This is a genomic window from Pseudomonas sp. MF6767, assembly GCF_016405475.1.
GTDB classification, from domain to species: Bacteria; Pseudomonadota; Gammaproteobacteria; order Pseudomonadales; family Pseudomonadaceae; genus Aquipseudomonas; species Aquipseudomonas paracarnis.
In genome coordinates this window covers 176,393-194,255 of sequence record NZ_JAEKCY010000011.1, presented here as the reverse complement: position 1 = coordinate 194,255, position 17,863 = coordinate 176,393, and the positions used below count along the sequence as shown (strand labels likewise).

General features: G+C 61.4%; 15 protein-coding genes. 10 read left to right on the top strand and 5 right to left on the bottom strand.

Annotated elements, in window-relative coordinates; genetic code table 11:
• Positions 1 to 103: 103 nt before the first annotated feature.
• Together JFT58_RS18715 and edd are read right to left on the bottom strand one after the other, a co-directional pair.
• Positions 104 to 1,060 (bottom strand): glucokinase, encoded by a 957-nt coding sequence (locus JFT58_RS18715; RefSeq protein WP_034128613.1) that lies wholly within the window; start codon positions 1,058 to 1,060, stop codon positions 104 to 106.
• The gene (gene edd, locus JFT58_RS18710) at positions 1,057 to 2,883 is read right to left on the bottom strand and encodes a phosphogluconate dehydratase (protein WP_014719752.1); all 1,827 of its coding nucleotides are present in this window, start codon (positions 2,881 to 2,883) and stop codon (positions 1,057 to 1,059) included. Before edd ends, JFT58_RS18715 begins: the two co-directional genes overlap by 4 nt.
• Positions 2,884 to 3,104: 221 nt before the next feature.
• Between edd and gap the strand changes: the two genes are divergently transcribed.
• From gap to JFT58_RS18675, 7 genes are all read left to right on the top strand, one after another.
• Positions 3,105 to 4,106: a type I glyceraldehyde-3-phosphate dehydrogenase gene (gap, locus tag JFT58_RS18705; protein WP_054897659.1), complete on the top strand. Its 1,002-nt coding sequence runs from the start codon at positions 3,105 to 3,107 to the stop codon at positions 4,104 to 4,106.
• A 221-nt stretch (positions 4,107 to 4,327) separates the two neighbouring features.
• Positions 4,328 to 4,846 (top strand): RNA polymerase sigma factor, encoded by a 519-nt coding sequence (locus JFT58_RS18700; RefSeq protein WP_003193922.1) that lies wholly within the window; start codon positions 4,328 to 4,330, stop codon positions 4,844 to 4,846.
• Positions 4,847 to 4,920: 74 nt separating this feature from the next.
• Entirely contained in the window at positions 4,921 to 5,889 is a 969-nt protein-coding gene (locus JFT58_RS18695; RefSeq protein ID WP_054897660.1) for a FecR family protein, read from the top strand.
• 115 nt (positions 5,890 to 6,004) lie between these two features.
• Entirely contained in the window at positions 6,005 to 8,569 is a 2,565-nt protein-coding gene (locus JFT58_RS18690) for a TonB-dependent receptor (RefSeq protein WP_034128615.1), read from the top strand.
• 137 nt (positions 8,570 to 8,706) lie between these two features.
• A complete protein-coding gene (locus JFT58_RS18685; protein WP_054897661.1) occupies positions 8,707 to 9,315 on the top strand; it encodes a biliverdin-producing heme oxygenase in 609 nt (202 codons plus the stop codon).
• Between the two features lie 169 nt (positions 9,316 to 9,484).
• Positions 9,485 to 9,886, top strand: a complete 402-nt coding sequence (locus JFT58_RS18680; protein ID WP_014719757.1) for a YbaN family protein — start codon at positions 9,485 to 9,487, stop codon at positions 9,884 to 9,886.
• Between the two features lie 138 nt (positions 9,887 to 10,024).
• A complete protein-coding gene (locus tag JFT58_RS18675; protein ID WP_034128617.1) occupies positions 10,025 to 12,163 on the top strand; it encodes a methyl-accepting chemotaxis protein in 2,139 nt (712 codons plus the stop codon).
• 145 nt (positions 12,164 to 12,308) lie between these two features.
• On the opposite strand, the gene JFT58_RS18670 is transcribed toward JFT58_RS18675, so the two are convergent.
• A complete protein-coding gene (locus JFT58_RS18670) occupies positions 12,309 to 12,872 on the bottom strand; it encodes an NAD(P)H nitroreductase (RefSeq protein ID WP_038451385.1) in 564 nt (187 codons plus the stop codon).
• A 140-nt stretch (positions 12,873 to 13,012) separates the two neighbouring features.
• On the opposite strand from JFT58_RS18670, the gene JFT58_RS18665 reads away from it, so the two are divergent.
• From JFT58_RS18665 to JFT58_RS18655, 3 genes are read left to right on the top strand one after another with little or no spacing between them, the layout of a single operon-like run.
• Positions 13,013 to 14,452 (top strand): di-heme oxidoreductase family protein, encoded by a 1,440-nt coding sequence (locus JFT58_RS18665; RefSeq protein WP_054897662.1) that lies wholly within the window; start codon positions 13,013 to 13,015, stop codon positions 14,450 to 14,452.
• A 31-nt stretch (positions 14,453 to 14,483) separates the two neighbouring features.
• Complete coding sequence (locus JFT58_RS18660) at positions 14,484 to 15,548, top strand: imelysin family protein (RefSeq protein ID WP_054897663.1); 1,065 nt, start codon at positions 14,484 to 14,486, stop codon at positions 15,546 to 15,548.
• 2 nt (positions 15,549 to 15,550) lie between these two features.
• Entirely contained in the window at positions 15,551 to 16,648 is a 1,098-nt protein-coding gene (locus JFT58_RS18655) for a DUF1513 domain-containing protein (RefSeq protein ID WP_032902721.1), read from the top strand.
• A 270-nt stretch (positions 16,649 to 16,918) separates the two neighbouring features.
• Here JFT58_RS18655 and JFT58_RS18650 read toward each other — a convergent pair whose 3' ends face one another.
• Together JFT58_RS18650 and JFT58_RS18645 are read right to left on the bottom strand one after the other, a co-directional pair.
• Positions 16,919 to 17,146 carry a hypothetical protein gene (locus JFT58_RS18650; protein ID WP_003193932.1) on the bottom strand — a complete coding sequence of 76 codons (228 nt, stop codon included), beginning with the start codon at positions 17,144 to 17,146 and terminating at the stop codon, positions 16,919 to 16,921.
• A complete protein-coding gene (locus tag JFT58_RS18645) occupies positions 17,143 to 17,862 on the bottom strand; it encodes a lipopolysaccharide kinase InaA family protein (protein ID WP_014719763.1) in 720 nt (239 codons plus the stop codon). The genes JFT58_RS18650 and JFT58_RS18645 overlap by 4 nt, the downstream gene beginning before the upstream one ends.
• Between the last annotated feature and the right edge of the window lies 1 nt (position 17,863).

Below are 17,863 nucleotides of genomic sequence, written 5' to 3'. Positions count from 1 at the left end.
ATCGGGTGCGCTTTAGGCCGTCATCGCAGGCAAGCCAGCTTCCACACTTGGAATGCATTCCAGACTGTGGGAGCTGGCTTGCCTGCGATGGCGCCATTATGACCTATGCAAAGGCTTGCTCAAGCGCTACACCCGCCCCGGTCAGCCCCGAATACGGCGCTGTCACCAGCCACACCGGAATACCTTTGAAGTAGTCGCTCATGCAGCCTTTGTCGCGAAAACTCTGGGCAAAGCCACTGTTGATAAAGAAGTCGGCAAACCTCGGTATCACCCCACCCACGATGTATACGCCACCGCGCCCACCGGTGGTCAAGACGTTATTGCCCGCCACTCGGCCCAGCCAGATGCTGAACTGGTCCAATACTTCCATGGCCACCGGATCGCCGGCCAGGCCCGCCGCCGTGATGGCTTCGGGGGTGTCGAGCACCGGCTCGTGCCCATCCACCGCACAAATCGCCCGGTACAGGCGTGGCAGGCCGCCACCGCTCAACGCGGTTTCGGCGCTGACATGCCCGATCTCGCTGTAGATGTGTTGCCACAGCTGGGTTTCCCGTGGGCTGCTCAGGGGCAGGTCGACATGCCCACCCTCCCCCGGCAATGCTGCCCAACGGCCTGCGCCGAGGTCCAACAAGGTGCCGACACCAAGACCCGTACCCGGGCCGATCACCACGGCCGGGCGCAAGGGCTCCGGCGTGCCTTCGCAGACCACGCGGAATTCGTCGGGCTTGAGTCGGGTCATGCCCAGGGCCATGGCCGAGAAGTCGTTGACCAGCAACAGTTCATCCACCTGCAGGGCCTGGCAAAACGCGGTTTTGCTCAGGCGCCAGTGGTTGTTGGTGAACTTGAATTCATCGCCGCTCACCGGCCCGGCCACCGACAGGCACACCGCACCGATGTCCCCGATTTGCAGGCCTTCTTCTTTGAGATAGACCTTGATCGCCTCTTCAGGGCTGCCGTGATCCGCCGTGGCATGCACGCGGATCGAATGCAGTTCCTGATCCCGCCATAACGCAAAACGGGCGTTAGTCCCCCCGATGTCACCGACCAGCGCAAGCTTCACTTAAGCGTCTCCAAGGCAGAGGTAAAGGCGCTGGCGCCCTGCTCTGCGGAGCTTGCGGCCAAGCGCATGAATGCAAACAACTCGCGACCGGCCCCCACGTTATTGCCCAACAGGCCCGTGGCAGGCGTGCGCGCTGCAAATACTTCGGCGTCCACCTTAAGCTCCAGGGTGCCGGTAACGCCATCCACACGGATGATATCGCCATCCTGGACCCGCGCCAGCGGCCCGCCGCTCTGGGCTTCGGGGTTGACGTGGATCGCGGCAGGGATCTTACCCGACGCGCCGGACATTCGCCCATCTGTCACCAGCGCCACTTTGAAACCACGGTCCTGCAACACGCCCAGGAACGGGGTCATCTTGTGCAGTTCCGGCATGCCGTTGGAGCGCGGCCCCTGGAAGCGCATCACCGCGACAAAGTCTTTTTCCAACAGGCCAGCCTTGAAGGCATCGGCCAGGTCCTGCTGGTCCTGGAACACCACCGCGGGCGCTTCGACAACCTGATGCTCCGGCGCTACCGCCGAAACCTTCATCACGCCACGGCCAAGGTTGCCTTCCATCACACGCAAGCCGCCTTCCGGCGAGAACGCACGGGCCACCGGGCGCAGGATGGTTTCGTCGAGGCTTTCAATCGGGCCGTCGCGCCAGACCAATTCGCCATCCACGAGGAAAGGTTCCTGGATATAGCGGCTCAGGCCCTTGCCGGCCACGGTGTTGACGTCTTCGTGGAGCAGGCCGGCTTCCAGCAGTTCGCGGATCAGGAACGACATACCGCCCGCCGCCTGGAAGTGGTTGATGTCAGCCTTGCCATTTGGATACACGTGGGACAGGGTCGGCACCACCTCGGAGAGGTCGGCCATGTCCTGCCAGGTCAGGATGATGCCTGCCGACATGGCAATGGCCGGCATGTGCAGGGTGTGGTTGGTGGAGCCGCCAGTGGCGTTGAGCGCAACGATGGAGTTGACGATGGACTTCTCGTCGACAATCTCGCCAATCGGCGTGAAGTTGCCATTGGCCTTGGTCAAACGCGTGACCTGGTGCGCAGCTTCACGGGTCAACGCATCCCGCAGCGGCGTGTACGGGTTGACGAACGAAGCGCCGGGCAAGTGCAGGCCCATGACTTCCATCAGCAACTGGTTGGTGTTGGCGGTGCCGTAGAAGGTGCAGGTACCAGGGCTGTGGTAGGACTTCATCTCCGATTCCAGCAGTTCTTCGCGGCTGGCCTTGCCTTCGGCATAGCGCTGGCGCACATCGGCCTTCTGCTTGTTGGAGATACCCGACGGCATCGGCCCGCCCGGCACGAAGATCATCGGCAGGTGGCCGTAGCGCAGCGCGCCCATCATCAGGCCAGGGACGATCTTGTCGCAGATGCCCAGCATCAGCGCGGCGTCGAACATGTTGTGGGACAGCGCTACCGCCGTGGACATGGCAATGACTTCACGGCTGAGCAGGCTCAGCTCCATGCCTGGCTCGCCCTGGGTCACGCCGTCGCACATGGCGGGGGTGCCGCCGGCGAACTGACCGACCGAGCCGACTTCGCGCAGCGCCTTTTTGATTTGTTCGGGGAAATGCTCGTAGGGCTGATGCGCCGAGAGCATGTCGTTATAAGAAGAAACAATTGCCACGTTGGCGGCATTCATCATGCGCAGGCTGTTTTTGTCTTCGGTGCCGCAACCGGCCACGCCATGGGCGAAGTTGGCGCATTGCAGCTTGCCGCGCATCGGACCGTCGCTGGCTGCGCCGCGAATGAGCGCAAGGTAAGCCTCGCGGGTGGCGCGGCTGCGGGCGATAAGCCGTTCGGTGACCTCAAGAACGCGGGGATGCATGTATAGAACTCCAGGCTAACGGATGTGGCGACCTGAGTGTCTATGCTGATCAAACGCCCACGGCTCATGGGATGGCAGGGGGTCGTTTGGATCATCGGACCAGTTGATTCAGGTCACTCGTTGTAGATTGAACAAAATATTGCCACTAAAAAGGCTTGTTTTCTATTTTTATGCGAATAATCTTGTAATTCTTACAACAAATCGACGACAGGCACCTTCCAATGACTCTTCGTATCGCAATCAATGGTTTTGGCCGTATCGGCCGTAATGTCCTGCGCGCACTGTATACCCAAGGCTATCGCCAGGATCTGCAGATCGTCGCCATCAACGATTTGGGCGACAGCTCGATCAATGCCCACCTGCTCAAGTACGACACCGTACACGGCACTTTCGACGCAGAGGTTGCCCACGATCAGGAAAGCCTGACCGTCAATGGTGACCGGATTGCCGTGAGTGCCATTCGCAACCCCGCCGACCTGCCGTGGGCTGCGCACAAGATTGACGTGGTGTTCGAATGCACCGGTCTGTTCACCGACCGTGACAAGGCTGCCGCCCATATTAGCGCCGGCGCGCGCAAGGTGATCATTTCGGCCCCGGCCAAAGGCGCGGATGCCACTGTGGTTTATGGCGTAAACCATGACATCTTGCGTCAATCCCACCAGATCATTTCCAACGCATCGTGCACCACCAACTGCCTGGCGCCGGTGGCCCAGGTGCTGCACCGCGAGCTGGGTATCGAAAGCGGCCTGATGACCACCATCCACGCCTACACCAACGACCAGAACCTTACCGACGTGTACCACACCGACCCGTACCGCGCGCGCTCGGCCACCCAGAACATGATCCCGAGCAAGACCGGCGCCGCTGAAGCGGTGGGCCTGGTGCTGCCGGAACTGGCAGGCAAGCTGACTGGCATGGCGGTGCGTGTGCCGGTGATCAACGTGTCGCTGGTAGACCTCACCGTGCAGTTGAAGAAAGAAGCCACGGCCGATGAAGTCAACGCCCTGCTCAAACACGCCAGCCAGCATTCGAAGATCCTCGGCTACAACACCCTGCCGCTGGTTTCCACCGACTTCAACCATAACCCGCTGTCGTCGATCTTCGATGCCAATCACACCAAGGTCAGTGGCAAATTGCTCAAAGTATTGGCGTGGTATGACAACGAGTGGGGCTTCTCCAACCGTATGCTGGATAACTGCCTGGCGTTGTGCAACGCCGAGTAACTCCACAAGATCGACCAGATCGTTCCCACGCTCTGCGTGGGAATGCCACCCTGGACGCTCCGCGTCCTGCTCTTAAAGTTGTGACGCGGAGCGTCACAGGATGTGTTCCCACGCAGAGCATGGGAACGAGCGGCACAATCTCCAAGGCATCTCAAAGTGCCACTTGCCATTTCAGTTGATGATAAGCATTATCATTAACTGCAAATCGGTCTGGTATCACTGTGAGCCAATCTCGCTTCAACCACGTCTTCCTCACCCAACGGGTGATCCTGCTACGAACTCTGCAACGCATGGTGCATAACCACAGCACCGCCGAGGACCTGTTGCAGGAAACCTACCTGCGCGTGACTCGGGCCCTCAGCGAGCGGCCAATCGACCACCTTGAACCCTTTGTCTACCAGACGGCGCGCAACCTGGCGCTGGATCACTTGCGTTCGCGCAGGATTCAGGCGCGTACCCTGCAGGAGGATGTCCCGCTGGATGTCCTGCAAAGCGTCGCCGCGCCGGCCAGCACGCCTGAGGAAGCTACCCAGGCCGAGCAGCTACTGGAGCACCTGAGTGTCAGCCTCGGCCAGTTGAGCGCCCGCCAGCAGCGGATTTTCATCCTCAGCCGTCTGCACGGTTGCAGCTATCAGGAAATTGCCGATCAGTTGGGTGTGTCCTTGAGCACGGTGCAAAAGGAACTCAAATTGATCATGGCTATCTGTGTGGGTGTGGCCGAACGGCTGGATCAGCCTTAAGCTTCACCCGACAGAGGTGTCGATCCAAGCTGTAGGAAAAATGAATAGAACGTGGCGAAGACCCGAGGAACACCGTGACGGACCCGAATAAACTGCGCCCCCATGCGTTGGCTCATGAGGTGTTGCAAGACGCGGCCATGGACCAAGCCCTCGATTGGCTGATCGCCTTGCAGTGCCCGCAACCTGGGCAGCAGGCCGCGTTCGACGCCTGGCTGGCCCAGGACCCGGCGCATGTCCACGCCTTCAGCAAGGCCCAGGCCGCCTGGGGTGACGCGCCGGTACACAGCGCCGCCGTGGCCCTCGCCGCACCGCGCAAGCCCAGCGGCTGGCGCCGGATCAGACCGCACTGGAAACCCCTGGCCACCGCCGCCGTGTTACTGGTCGGCCTGTTCAGTTTCAGCAACCTGCCGGTGCGTTTGCAGGCCGACCATCTGACGGTGGTCGGCGAGCGCCAGCGCCTGCAACTGGACGATGGCTCCAAGGTACTGTTGAACACCAACTCGGCATTTTCCAGCACCATCAACCACCACCAGCGCATTGCCCGCCTGTACCAGGGCGAAGCGTTCTTTGAAATAGCGCCCACCCGTGGCCTGCCCCTGGAAATAGACGCCGGCCCGGTGCGCGCCAGCGTGCGTGACACCGCCTTTGCCGTGCGCTACCTCAATGGCGAAGCCCAGGTTCAAGTGCAGCGCGGCGATGTCGACCTGAGCAACACTTTCGACGATGCCCGCGTGCGCCTGAGCGCCGGTGAAAGCATCCGCATCGGCCCCAAGGGTTTCGGCCAACCGGCCAAGCTCGATCCCAGCAAGGACCTGGCCTGGGTGCAGGGCCGGCTAGTGTTCGAAAACTGCCCGATGAGCGAAGTGCTGGCTGAGCTGCGCCGCTATTACCCAGGCTGGATCGTCAACAACAACGAGCAGTTGGCCAGCGTCGCCGTCACCGGCAACTACCGCCTCGACCAGCCCCTGGACGTGGTGCGCTCCCTGGCCCACATCACCTCGGCCAAGCTGTCGGAGTACCCGGCGCTGGTGATCCTGAACTAAATGAGAATTATTTTTACTCGATGTTAACCGGCGATACGTCTCGTTATAGCCAATGCAACTGATTCCTATTTGGTTCGGTTCGCAACTATAAGATTCGTATCCCGGAGCGCTCTCGATGTCCTCTCGTTTCAACCGCCGGTCTGCTTCGCCCGTTTTGTCCTTGCTGACCGCCGCGATCCTGCTGGCTGGTGCGCCCGTCATGAGCGCCACCGCCGCGGAACCTGCCGCTCGCAGCCACGCCAATTACACGTTCAGCATCGAACAGCAGCCATTGGTGTCGGCACTCAACGCTTTCACCGCAGTGACCGGCTGGCAAGTAGGCCTGCCGGCCGAACTGGGCCAGGGCGTATCGTCCCCTGGCGTGCGCGGCCCGCTGCCAGCGGAAAAAGCCCTGGACCGGCTGTTGGTGGGGACCAACCTGAGCTATCGCAAACTGGGCACCAACAACATCGTGCTGGAAAAACGTAGCGCCGGCAGCGCCCTCGCCCTGCAACAGGTGACCATCAGCGCCACTCGCAATGAACAGGATGTGAACAGCGTACCGAGCACCGTCAGCGTGCACGACCGCGCAGAACTGGACCGCCAGAACGTCAACAACATCCGTGAACTGGTGCGCTACGAACCCGGCGTCTCCGTCGGCGGCGCCGGTACGCGCTCGGGTAACGCGGGCTACAACATTCGTGGCATCGACGGCGACCGCGTCCTCACCCAGGTGGATGGCGTCGAAGTGCCGGACAATTTCTTCAACGGCCCTTACGCCAAGACCCGCCGCAATTACGTCGACCCGGAAATCGTCAAGCGCGTGGAGATCTTGCGCGGCCCGGCCTCGGCCCTGTACGGCAGCAGCGCCATCGGCGGCGCGGTGAGTTATTTCACCCTCGACCCGGATGACATCATCAAGCCAGGCCAGGACGTCGGTGCCCGCCTGAAGACCGGCTACAGCTCCGCCGACGAGAGCTGGCTGACCTCCGGCACCTTCGCCGGGCGTGTGCAAGACTTCGACGGTTTGCTGCACCTGAGCCAGCGCAATGGCCACGAAACGGAATCCTACGATGGCAACAACGCCACCGGCCTGGCCCGTACCGGCGCCAACCCGGAAGATGCGCGCACCACCAACGTGCTGGCCAAGCTGGGCTGGAACTATGGCGATGACAACCGCCTGGGCCTGACCTACGAGAAGTTCAAGGATGACCGCGACGTCAATCTGAAAAACGCAGTGGGCGGTCCGTTCATCGGTGGCCGGGGCATGAACCTGTACCGCGACCGTCGCGGTAACGACACCATTACCCGCGAGCGCTTCGGCCTGGAAAACACCTTCGCCCTGGAGTCGCCGATTGCCGACCGCATCAAGACCAGCCTCAACTACCAGATCGCCAAGACCGACCAGACCACCGCCGAAATCTACCAGGCCGGCCGTCGCGTCCTGCGTACCCGCGACACCCTTTACGAAGAGAAGCAGTGGGTCTTCGACGCGCAACTGGACAAGGCCTTCAGCCTCGGCGAAACCGACCACCAAGTGACCTACGGCACCACCCTCAAGCAGCAGAAAGTCACCGGTTCACGCGAAGGCTCAGCCTCGTGCCTGGCCATTGGTGCCGGCTGCACCGCCATCGGCGCGCCGAGCCCGCAAGCGAGCGACAGCGTGAAGAAGGCCAGCGACTTCCCCGACCCAACCATCAACACCTACTCGCTGTTCGCCCAGGACCAGATCACCTGGGACAAATGGACTTTCCTGCCTGCCGTGCGTTATGACTACACCCGGCTCAAGCCCAAGCTGACCCAGGAATTCCTCAACACCGTCAACCCGACCGGCGCCTATACCGTCGATGGCAAAGACAAGACCTGGAACCGCGTAACACCCAAGTTCGGCCTCACCTATGCCCTGACCGACAACTACACCTGGTTCGGTCAATACGCCGAGGGCTTCCGTACGCCGTCTGCCAAAGCGCTGTACGGTCGCTTCGAAAACCTCAACCTGGGCTACACCGTCGAACCCAACCCCGACCTCAAGCCAGAAACCAGCAAAGGCATCGAAACCGGGATTCGCGGCAAATTCGACGAAGGCTCCTTCGATATTGCGGTGTACTACAACAAGTACCGTGACTTTATCGACGAAGACAACGCCGTGGTCGGCGGCACCGTGGAGCAATTCAAGGCGGTCAACATCAAGCGCGCCACCGTCAAGGGCGTGGAAGCCAAGGGCCGCCTGAACCTGGATACCTTCGGCGCGCCGAAGGGCCTGTATACCCAAGGCTCGGTTGCCTACACCTACGGTCGCAACGACGACAATGGCGAGCCGTTGAACAGCGTCAACCCGCTCAAGGGCGTGTTTGGCCTGGGCTACGACCAGGACAACTACGGTGGCCTGGTGAGCTGGACCTTGGTGAAAAAACAGGACCGCGTCGACAGCACCACCTTCCACGCGCCCGACGGCGGCACCGACGGCCCGTTCAAGACCCCGGGCTTCGGCATCCTCGACCTGACCGCTTATTACAAGGTGAGCAAAGACGTGACCGTCAACGGTGGCCTCTACAACCTCACCGACAAGAAGTACTGGAACTGGGATGACGTGCGCAGCTACGACAGCGTCGGCGAAGCCGGTGTGACCGGCCCGGCCAACCTCGACCGCCTGACCCAGCCCGGTCGCAACTTTGCGATCAACGTGATCTGGGACATCTGACCCTTCCGCCTCACCTCGCCGCCATTGCATCCGCGGCGAGGTGAGGATTTTTTACTGTGCCGCGTCTTCTTGTTCGTCTAGTTGATAACAGCTCTCTTCAGGGCGCCCAGGCGCTTCTCTTCTCAAGGATTTTTTTCATGACCACTTCTTCCACCGCAGAACGTCCAAGCCTGCGCTCCCAACGCCTGAACCAGATCACCAACGAGCCGCACACCAAGCTCGACGCATTGGTGAAAGCTCACGCGCCGTTCGAAACCCAAGCCAACTTCGCCCGCTTCGTAGTGGCCCAGTACCTGTTCCAATCGGAACTGGTGGCCCTGTACAACGATGCCGAGCTGAACCAGGTCATCCCTGACCTGGCCGCCCGCTGCCGCGCCGAAGCCGCCAAGCTCGACCTGGCAGACCTGGACACCGAAACCCCGGCCCCGGTTGCCGGTGCGGTGAACAACCCCAGCAAAGCCGAAGCTTTGGGCTGGCTGTTCGTCTCCGAAGGCTCCAAGCTGGGCGCTGCGTTCCTGATCAAGCGCGCCGTGGGCCTGGGCCTGAGCGAAACCTTCGGTGCCCGCCACCTGGGCGAGCCGGCCGGTGGTCGCGCCGAGGGCTGGAAAAGCTTCACCCGCACCCTCGACGGCCTGGCATTCAGTGCCGAAGAAGAAGCTGCCGTGGAAAAAGGCGCGATTGATGCGTTTGTGCGCTTCACCGTGTTGCTGGAACAGGCGTACGCTAGCGCCCCAGAACTGGCGTAAGTGTTCTGGTAGACAGCGGTTCAATGTGGGAGCTGGCTTGCCTGCGATGGCGGTGGGTCAGCGCCAGATGTTTAACCTGATACACCGCAATCACAGGCAAGCCAGCTCCCACACTTGGGTGCATTTCATGGCTGATAATGTGTAAACCTTCCCACCAGAAAACTGCAGCATGACCGGCAAACCCCAATCCTCCTCCAAAATCGCCCAAGTCCTCTTTGGCCTGCTGGCCTACGTGAGCCTGGGGATCGGCTTGGTGGCGATTGTCATACCGGGGTTGCCCACCACCGAATTCATCTTGCTCGCCGCCTGGGCCGCCACCAAAAGCTCGCCGCGCCTCAGCGCCTGGCTGGAAAACCACCGCCTGTTCGGGCCGATCCTGTCCAACTGGCGCAATGGCAAGATCATCGCCCGCCGCGCCAAGGTCAGCGCCACCGTGAGCATGTTGCTGTGCGCCGTGCTGATGCTGGTGATGCTCGATCACGGCTGGCCGGTGTACCTGGCAATTGCCGGAATGAGCCTGGGCAACCTGTGGATCTGGTCCCGCCCCGAGCAGCTCGCACGCCCCGTATAACGGCCGGTGTAGGCATTTTCCTACCGCTCATCGCCTATTGCTCATGAATTGATTTGTAACGCCGATGTTTCAGGTACGGCGCCGAATGGACTTGGCTCTTCTGCGTGCATTCCAACAAGTCCATTCGTGAGTGAACCTATGTTCGACACCCTCTCCATCCGCTTGAAAATCGTGTTGCTGTCCGGCCTGTGTCTGCTGGGTGTGATTGCACTGGTGGTCGGCATCAATATCTACAACACCAACCAGAACGATCGGCTGGTCAGTGATTCAAGCTCACGAATGCTCACCGCCAGCGTGGAGCAGTTGCTGCAATCCAAAGCGGCCGAACAGGCCGGCCACTTGCAGCAGACCTTCGGCGAAAACCTGCTGGTGGTCACAGCCCTGGCCGACCAGATCAAAGACCTGCGTCAGTTGGGCATCCAGCGTTCCCTTGAAGCCGGGGCCCTGCGTGAAGAGCTCAACCGCAGCGTCAAAACCGCGTTCGAGCGCAACACCAAAGTGCTGGGCATCTGGTTGTCGTTCGAACCCAACGGGCTGGATGGCAAGGACAGCGAATTCATCGACGACAAGGCACGCGTCTCCAATGAAAAAGGCCGGTTTTCCAGCTACTGGAGTCGTGCTGGCGGCGAAGGCCAGAACACCATCATGGTCGAAGATGACCTGACCAAGACCACCCTCAACCTCAGCGGCACGCCCTACAACATCTGGTACACCTGCCCACGAGACACGCGCAGTACGTGCCTGCTGGACCCGTACGAAGACACGGTGGCCGGCAAACCGGTGCTGATGACCACCATTTCCCTGCCGCTGATCGTCGACGGCAAAGTCATCGGTGTGGTCGGCGTGGACATCGCCCTCACCGCCCTGCAAGCGACCACCGATGCTGCGCAGAAAGACCTGTTCAACGGTGCCGCCCACCTGGAGATTCTGTCCAGCACCGGCCTGATCGCCGCCTACAGCGGTGAACCAGCCAAAGTCGGCAAGAACCTGATCGACAGTATCGGCGCCGAAGGCAAAGAGATCGTGCAACTACTGGCCAATGACCGGCCTGTTATCCGTGAACAGGACGACACCATTCGTGCCGTGTACCCGCTCAAGCCGATTGCCGGTGCCAAATCCTGGGGCGTGGTGATCAAGCTGCCCAAAGCGGTGATGCTGGCCGACAACGAAAAACTGCAAGCCGTACTCGACGAGGCCCAGGCAACGGGCACGCTCAAAGCCCTGCTGGTGGCCGCCGCCGCTGGCCTGCTGGGCTTGCTGTTGATCTGGCTGACCGCTACTGGCGTGACCCGCCCTATCAATAGCGTGGCCGCCATGCTCAAGGACATCGCCAGCGGTGACGGCGACCTCACCCAACGCCTGGCCTATGCCAAGAAAGACGAACTGGGCGAGCTGGTGAACTGGTTCAACCGCTTCCTCGACAAACTGCAGCCGACCATTGCGCAGATCAAGCAAAGCATTACCGAAGCCCGCGGGACGGCCGATCAGTCGTCCGCCATTGCGCGCCAGACCAGCGAAGGCATGCAGGTGCAGTTCCGTGAAATCGACCAGGTCGCCACCGCGTCGAACGAAATGAGCGCCACCGCCCACGACGTGGCCAACAGCGCCTCCAATGCCGCCAGCGCGGCACGCGGTGCCGACCAGTCGGCCCGCGAAGGCATGTCGATCATCGAGCAGAGCACCCGCGATATCACCACCCTGGCCGACGAAGTCAGCAAAGCCGTGGGCGAAGTCGAAGCCCTGGCGGTCAACAGCGAGCAAATCGGTTCAGTGCTGGAGGTGATCCGCAGCATTGCCGAACAGACCAACCTGCTGGCGTTGAATGCGGCGATTGAAGCGGCACGTGCCGGGGAAAGCGGACGTGGTTTTGCGGTGGTGGCCGACGAGGTGCGCAACCTGGCCAAACGCACCCAGGACTCGGTGGAAGAAATCCGCCTGGTGATCGAGCGTATCCAGAGCGGCACCCGTGGCGTCGTGGCGACCATGCACTCCAGTCAGCACCAGGCGCAGAGCAATGCCGGGCAGATCCATCAAGCCGTGCAAGCCCTGGGCAAGATCAGCGACGCGGTCACCGTGATCAGCGACATGAACCTGCAAATCGCCAGCGCGGCCGAACAGCAGAGCGCGGTGGCCGAAGAGGTCAACCGCAACGTCTCGGCGATTCGCACCGTGACCGAAACCCTGACCGGCCAGGCTACCGAGTCGGCGGCGATCAGTAGCCAGCTCAATGCGCTGGCCAGCCAGCAGATGAAGTTGATGGATCAGTTCAGGGTCTGACTCGGTTCTGAAACATTGCCCCCTGTAGGAGCGAGCTTGCTCGCGAAAAACGTCAACGATAACGCGTGCTTCCTGAATAAACGCGGCGCCTTTGAGTTCTTCGCGAGCAAGCTCGCTCCTACATATAGAGCAGGGCAGTGGTGAATTACCGGCCGGGCCAGGCCTGGACGAACGGCGTCAGGTCTTCCTTCGGCGCCGTACGCGGTGGGTTCTGCGGCGTGCCCAGGTAGAGAAAGCCAATCACTTCTTCATTCGCCGCCAACCCCAGGCCTTTAGCGACATGGGCTGAGTAGGACAATTCGCCGGTACGCCACACCGCACCAATACCCTGGGCATACGCCGCCAGCAGAATGCCGTGGGCCGCACAGGCGGCGGCCAGCAACTGCTCGGACTTGGGCACTTTGAAATGCTCTTGCACACGTGCAATCACCACCACCACCAGCGGCGCACGCAGCGGGCCGTTCTGGGCCTTGTCGATGGCGGCTTGCGGTGCGTCGGCGTCTTGCAGACGAGCGGCTTCGGCCAACAGCGTGCCCATCTGTTCACGGGCTGCGCCTTCCACGGTGAGGAAACGCCACGGGCGCAGTTGACCGTGATCGGGCGCGCGCATGGCGGCGGCGAACAGCAGGTCGCGCTGCTCCTGGGTCGGTGCCGGGTCGAGCAAACGGGGCACGGAAACACGGTTGAGCAAAGCGTCGAGAGCCTGCATTGGCCACCTCCATAAAAAAATGTGCAGCCATTCTAGCGGGAAAGAATCGGGATGCCACCAAACGATAATTGCTCTTATTCAATCTGCCCTGCCCTGTTAGACTTTGCGCCTTAATTTTCTGCCCTCGTCCAGGAATCTCGATGTTCCGTGCGCTTTTGTACCTGCCTGCAGCGTTGATGGCTTTAAGCCTGACTGCTTGCGATGACGCCCCTCGCTTCACGAAAGCAGAGCCGGGTGAATCGCGGGCCGGTGGCGCGGCGACGGTAAACAAGCGCGACCAGAACGCCTTTTCCTTGCCCTCGGCCAACCTGGCGCCGACGCGGCGCCTGGACTTCAGCGTCGGCAACAGTTTCTTTCGCAACCCGTGGGTGATTGCGCCGTCCACCACCACGGCGCGCGATGGCCTGGGCCCGCTGTTCAATACCAACGCCTGCCAGAACTGCCATATCAAGGATGGCCGTGGCCACCCGCCACTGCCCGACGCGCCCAATGCCGTATCGATGCTGGTGCGCCTGTCCATCCATCCCTCTATTACAGAGCAGCCCGCCTACGCCAAGCTCATCGAACAGATCGGCGTGGTACCCGAGCCGGTCTACGGCGGGCAACTCCAGGACATGGCGGTGCCTGGCATTGCGCCGGAAGGCAAGGTGCGGGTCGACTACACACCGGTCAACGTCAGGTTCAAGGACGGCACGCTCGTTGAATTACGCAAGCCCGACCTGCAGATCACCCAACTCGGCTACGGCCCGATGCACCCCGACACACGCTTCTCGGCGCGTATCGCCCCGCCGATGATCGGCCTGGGCCTGCTCGAAGCGATCAGCGATGCCGATATCCTGCGCAACACCGACCCCAAGACCGCCGACAAAGAGGCCATCCTGGGCCGCGCCAATTGGGTCTGGGATGACGCTCAGGCCAAAACTGTCCTCGGGCGTTTTGGCTGGAAAGCCGGGCAGCCCAACCTCAATCAACAAAACGTTCACGCGTTTTCTGGTGATATGGGCCTCACCACGTCCCTGAGACCCTTCGATGACTGCACCGACGCCCAAGTGGCCTGCAAACAGGCGCCCAACGGCAATGGCCCGCAGGGTGAACCGGAAGTCAGCGATAACATTCTGCGCCTGGTGCTGTTCTACACCCGCAACCTCGCGGTGCCCGCACGTCGGGACGTTGATACGCCGCAAGTGCTGGCCGGCAAGAACCTGTTCTACCAGGCCGGTTGCCAAGGCTGTCACAAGCCCAGCTTCACCACCGCCGCCAATGCCGCCGAACCTGAACTGGCCAACCAGTTGATCCGCCCTTACAGCGACCTGCTGCTGCACGATATGGGCGAAGGCCTGGCCGACAACCGTAGCGAATTCAAAGCCACCGGCCGCGACTGGCGCACCCCGCCGCTGTGGGGTATCGGCCTGACGCAAACCGTGAGTGGTCACACCCAGTTCCTGCATGACGGCCGCGCCCGCAACCTGCTTGAAGCCGTGCTGTGGCATGGCGGTGAAGCTCAAGCGGCGCAGCAACATGTGTTGTCGTTCAATGCCGAGCAGCGTGCCGCGTTGCTGGCGTTCCTGAATTCTTTATAAGCTTTGCCCCACTTACAGAAGGGAGCTCGACATGTTTCGTCCCAAGTTGTTGTTCACCAGCCTCGCCGCCCTGGCCTTGGGCGCTTGCTCGCCCCAAGACCCGCAAGCAGTGACCTCGGCAGCCATCGCCAAACAAGTGATCCTGCCAACCTATAGCCGCTGGGTTGAGGCCGACCGTCAACTGGCCGTCAGCGCCCTGGCCTACTGCCAAGGCAAGGAAAGCCTGGACACCGCCCGCGCCGACTTCCTGCACGCGCAAAAAGCCTGGGCCGAGTTGCAACCGCTGCTGATCGGCCCGCTGGCCGAAGGCAACCGGGCGTGGCAGGTGCAGTTCTGGCCAGACAAGAAGAACCTGGTCGGCCGCCAGGTCGAGCAACTGGTCAGTGCACAGCCGCAGATCGACGCCGCGGCCCTGGCGAAATCCAGCGTGGTGGTGCAGGGCCTGTCGGCCTACGAATACATCCTCTACGACGCCAAGCCCGACGTCGCCGACGAAGCCCAGAAAGCCCGCTATTGCCCGTTGCTGATGGCTATCGGCGAGCGCCAGAAAGTCCTGGCCGAAGAGATCCTGGCCAGTTGGAACAGCACCGACGGTATGCTCGCGCAAATGACCAAGTTTCCGAACCAGCGCTACGCTGATTCCCACGAAGCCATCGCCGATCTGCTGCGCGTGCAAGTGACCGCCCTGGACACCCTGAAGAAAAAACTCGGCACCCCAATGGGCCGCCAGACCAAGGGCATCCCGCAACCGTTCCAGGCCGATGCCTGGCGCAGCCAGTCGTCCCTGCAGAGCCTGGAAGCCAGCCTCGCCGCGGCTCAGACCGTGTGGGTAGGCGTCGATAACAAAGGCCTGCGTGGCCTGCTGCCGGCGGACCAGAAGCCACTGGCCGAGAAAATCGACGCCGCCTACGCAGCGTCGCTGAAACTGTTCGCCAGCAACCAGCGCACCCTCAACGAACTGTTGAACGACGACGTCGGGCGCCAGCAACTCAACGACATCTACGACAGCCTCAACGTAGTCCACCGCCTGCATGAAGGTGAACTGGCCAAGGCGCTGGGCGTACAACTGGGCTTCAACGCCAACGACGGTGACTGATGATGCTCAGGCGACAGGCTTTGGCGGTGGGCAGCGTGCTGCTCAGCGCTATCACCTTGGGTGGCTGGACGCTGTTCAAGCACAAAGACAAAGGCCCGCTGCTGCTGTCGGCGCGCGATGACGCCGACGGCAAGCACTACGCTGTCGGCTATCGCCTGGACGGCAAGCCGGTATTTGCAACCCAGGTCGGCCAGCGCTGCCATGACATCATCAACCACCCGACGTTGCCGATTGCGTTGTTCGTCGCCCGTCGCCCAGGCACCGAGAGTTACCTGATCGACCTGCGCGATGGCAGGCTGCTGCAAACCATCACCTCGAACGCCAACCGCCATTTCTATGGCCATGCGGTGATCCACAAGAGCGGTGACTGGCTGTACGCCACCGAGAACGACACCTCCGACCCTGGCCGCGGCCTGTTGGGTGTGTATAAGTTTGAAGGTGAGCGGCTGGTGCACAGCGGCGAGATATCTACCCACGGCATCGGCCCGCATCAAGTCTCGTGGATGCCCGACGGCGAGACGCTGATCGTGGCCAACGGTGGCATTCGTACCGAAGCCGAAAGCCGGGTAGAGATGAACCTCAATGCCATGGAGCCGAGCCTGGTGCTGATGCGGCGCGACGGCAGCCTGATCAGCAAGGAAACCCTGGCCCAGCAGATGAACAGCGTGCGGCACATGGGCATCGCCAGCGATGGCACCATCCTCACCGGGCAACAGTTCATGGGCCCGTCCCAGGAGCGTTCCGAGTTGCTGGCGATCAAGCGCCCGGGGCAGCCGTTCGTGGCGTTCCCAGTGGCGGATGAACAGTTGCAGGCGATGGGGCATTACACCGCCAGCGTGGCGGTGCATAGCGAACTGCGCCTGGTGGCGTTGACAGCACCGCGGGGCAATCGCTTTTTTATCTGGGACATGGACACCGCCGAACTGCGCCTGGATGGGCCCTTGCCTGACTGTGCGGGGGTGGGTGCGGTGGCGGATGGGTTTGTGGTGACATCCGGTCAGGGGCGTTGCCGCTTCTATGACTGCCGCCAGGAAAAGTTACTGGCAACACCACTGGAGTTACCGGCGGGGTTCTGGGATAACCACCTGCACCTGGTCTAAAGACCGACGACATCAAAATGGCTGATCATTCCCACGCTCTGCGTGGGAATGCAACCCGTGACGCTCTGCGTCACTGGCGCTAACGGACGAGACGCAGAGCGTCTCAAGAGGCATTCCCACGCAGAGCGTGGGAACGATCATGACCGCGTCCATCGTGAATACGCGCTGTGCTCAGGTTTTTTCGCGAGCAAGCTCGCTCCTACAGTTAAAGCATCAGGCGTAAAAAAAGGGCCTCGCATCGCAAGGCCCTTCTCGGGGGTTTGAATCGTTTCAACTTTGCGGCCTCATCGCTTGAGACATGCCGAACATGAATAACAACAGTTCATGGTCGGGCTTGGCCGCCACACTCGTCTTGGCAATGCGTGGCAGCAGGCATTGCCCGCCACCGTCTACCGCACTCAACACTTGTGTACGAGGTTGTTCCCATACCGCCAGGGCCAGGGCTGCAACACCCAATGCCCCGACCAGAAACAAACCTCGTGCTATTTCTAGCTTCATCTGGTTAAACCCTTGATAGCGCTGCCAAACGCCGTCTCGTAAAAGTAGCTGAGTTTTTTCCAGTCGGTATCATTCCACGACGAATGGCGACGCAATTGCAGCATGTCGTGGGACGCGGCCCGATAAGCGGTCAGGCGCTGGCGGCATTTCTCAAAGTCCAGCAGGGCCACTTCCACAGTCGCCGCATCAGGCTCACCGGTCACCCGCACGAAAATGTGCTTGATATACAGGCAACCGTGTTGCCAGCGGCCTTTGTGCATACGGGCCAAGGTGCCGGCCAACTCTTGCAGCAGGCGCTCGTGGACCGCCTCGCCATACTGTTCGCGGCCACCGGCGGCGTACCAGTTTTCAATCTCGTCGAAACCGTCCAGGGACGCGGTGACCAACAGGGCTTTCCATTGGTGCTCCGGGTCGCGACGTGCTTCGCAAAACACCAGTTCCGGCACACGCACATCCAGCAAACGCAGGCCTTTGAGGGCATCACGCTCACGCAGCACGGTCGGACGCCCAAAAGGGTGCAGCCAGCTGCGGTAAATGTGGCCGGTCTGGCGCTTGCAATAGAGCAAACGGCCATTAGGGCTCATCACCCGTTGCACGCCACTTTCACCACCACGTCGGCGGTTGGGTTCTTCAACCCACTCACCCTGTTGACGCCAGAAAAAATCAAATCGTTCTTCGGGAGCTACATGACTGCCTACTACGCACTCAACTGCCATC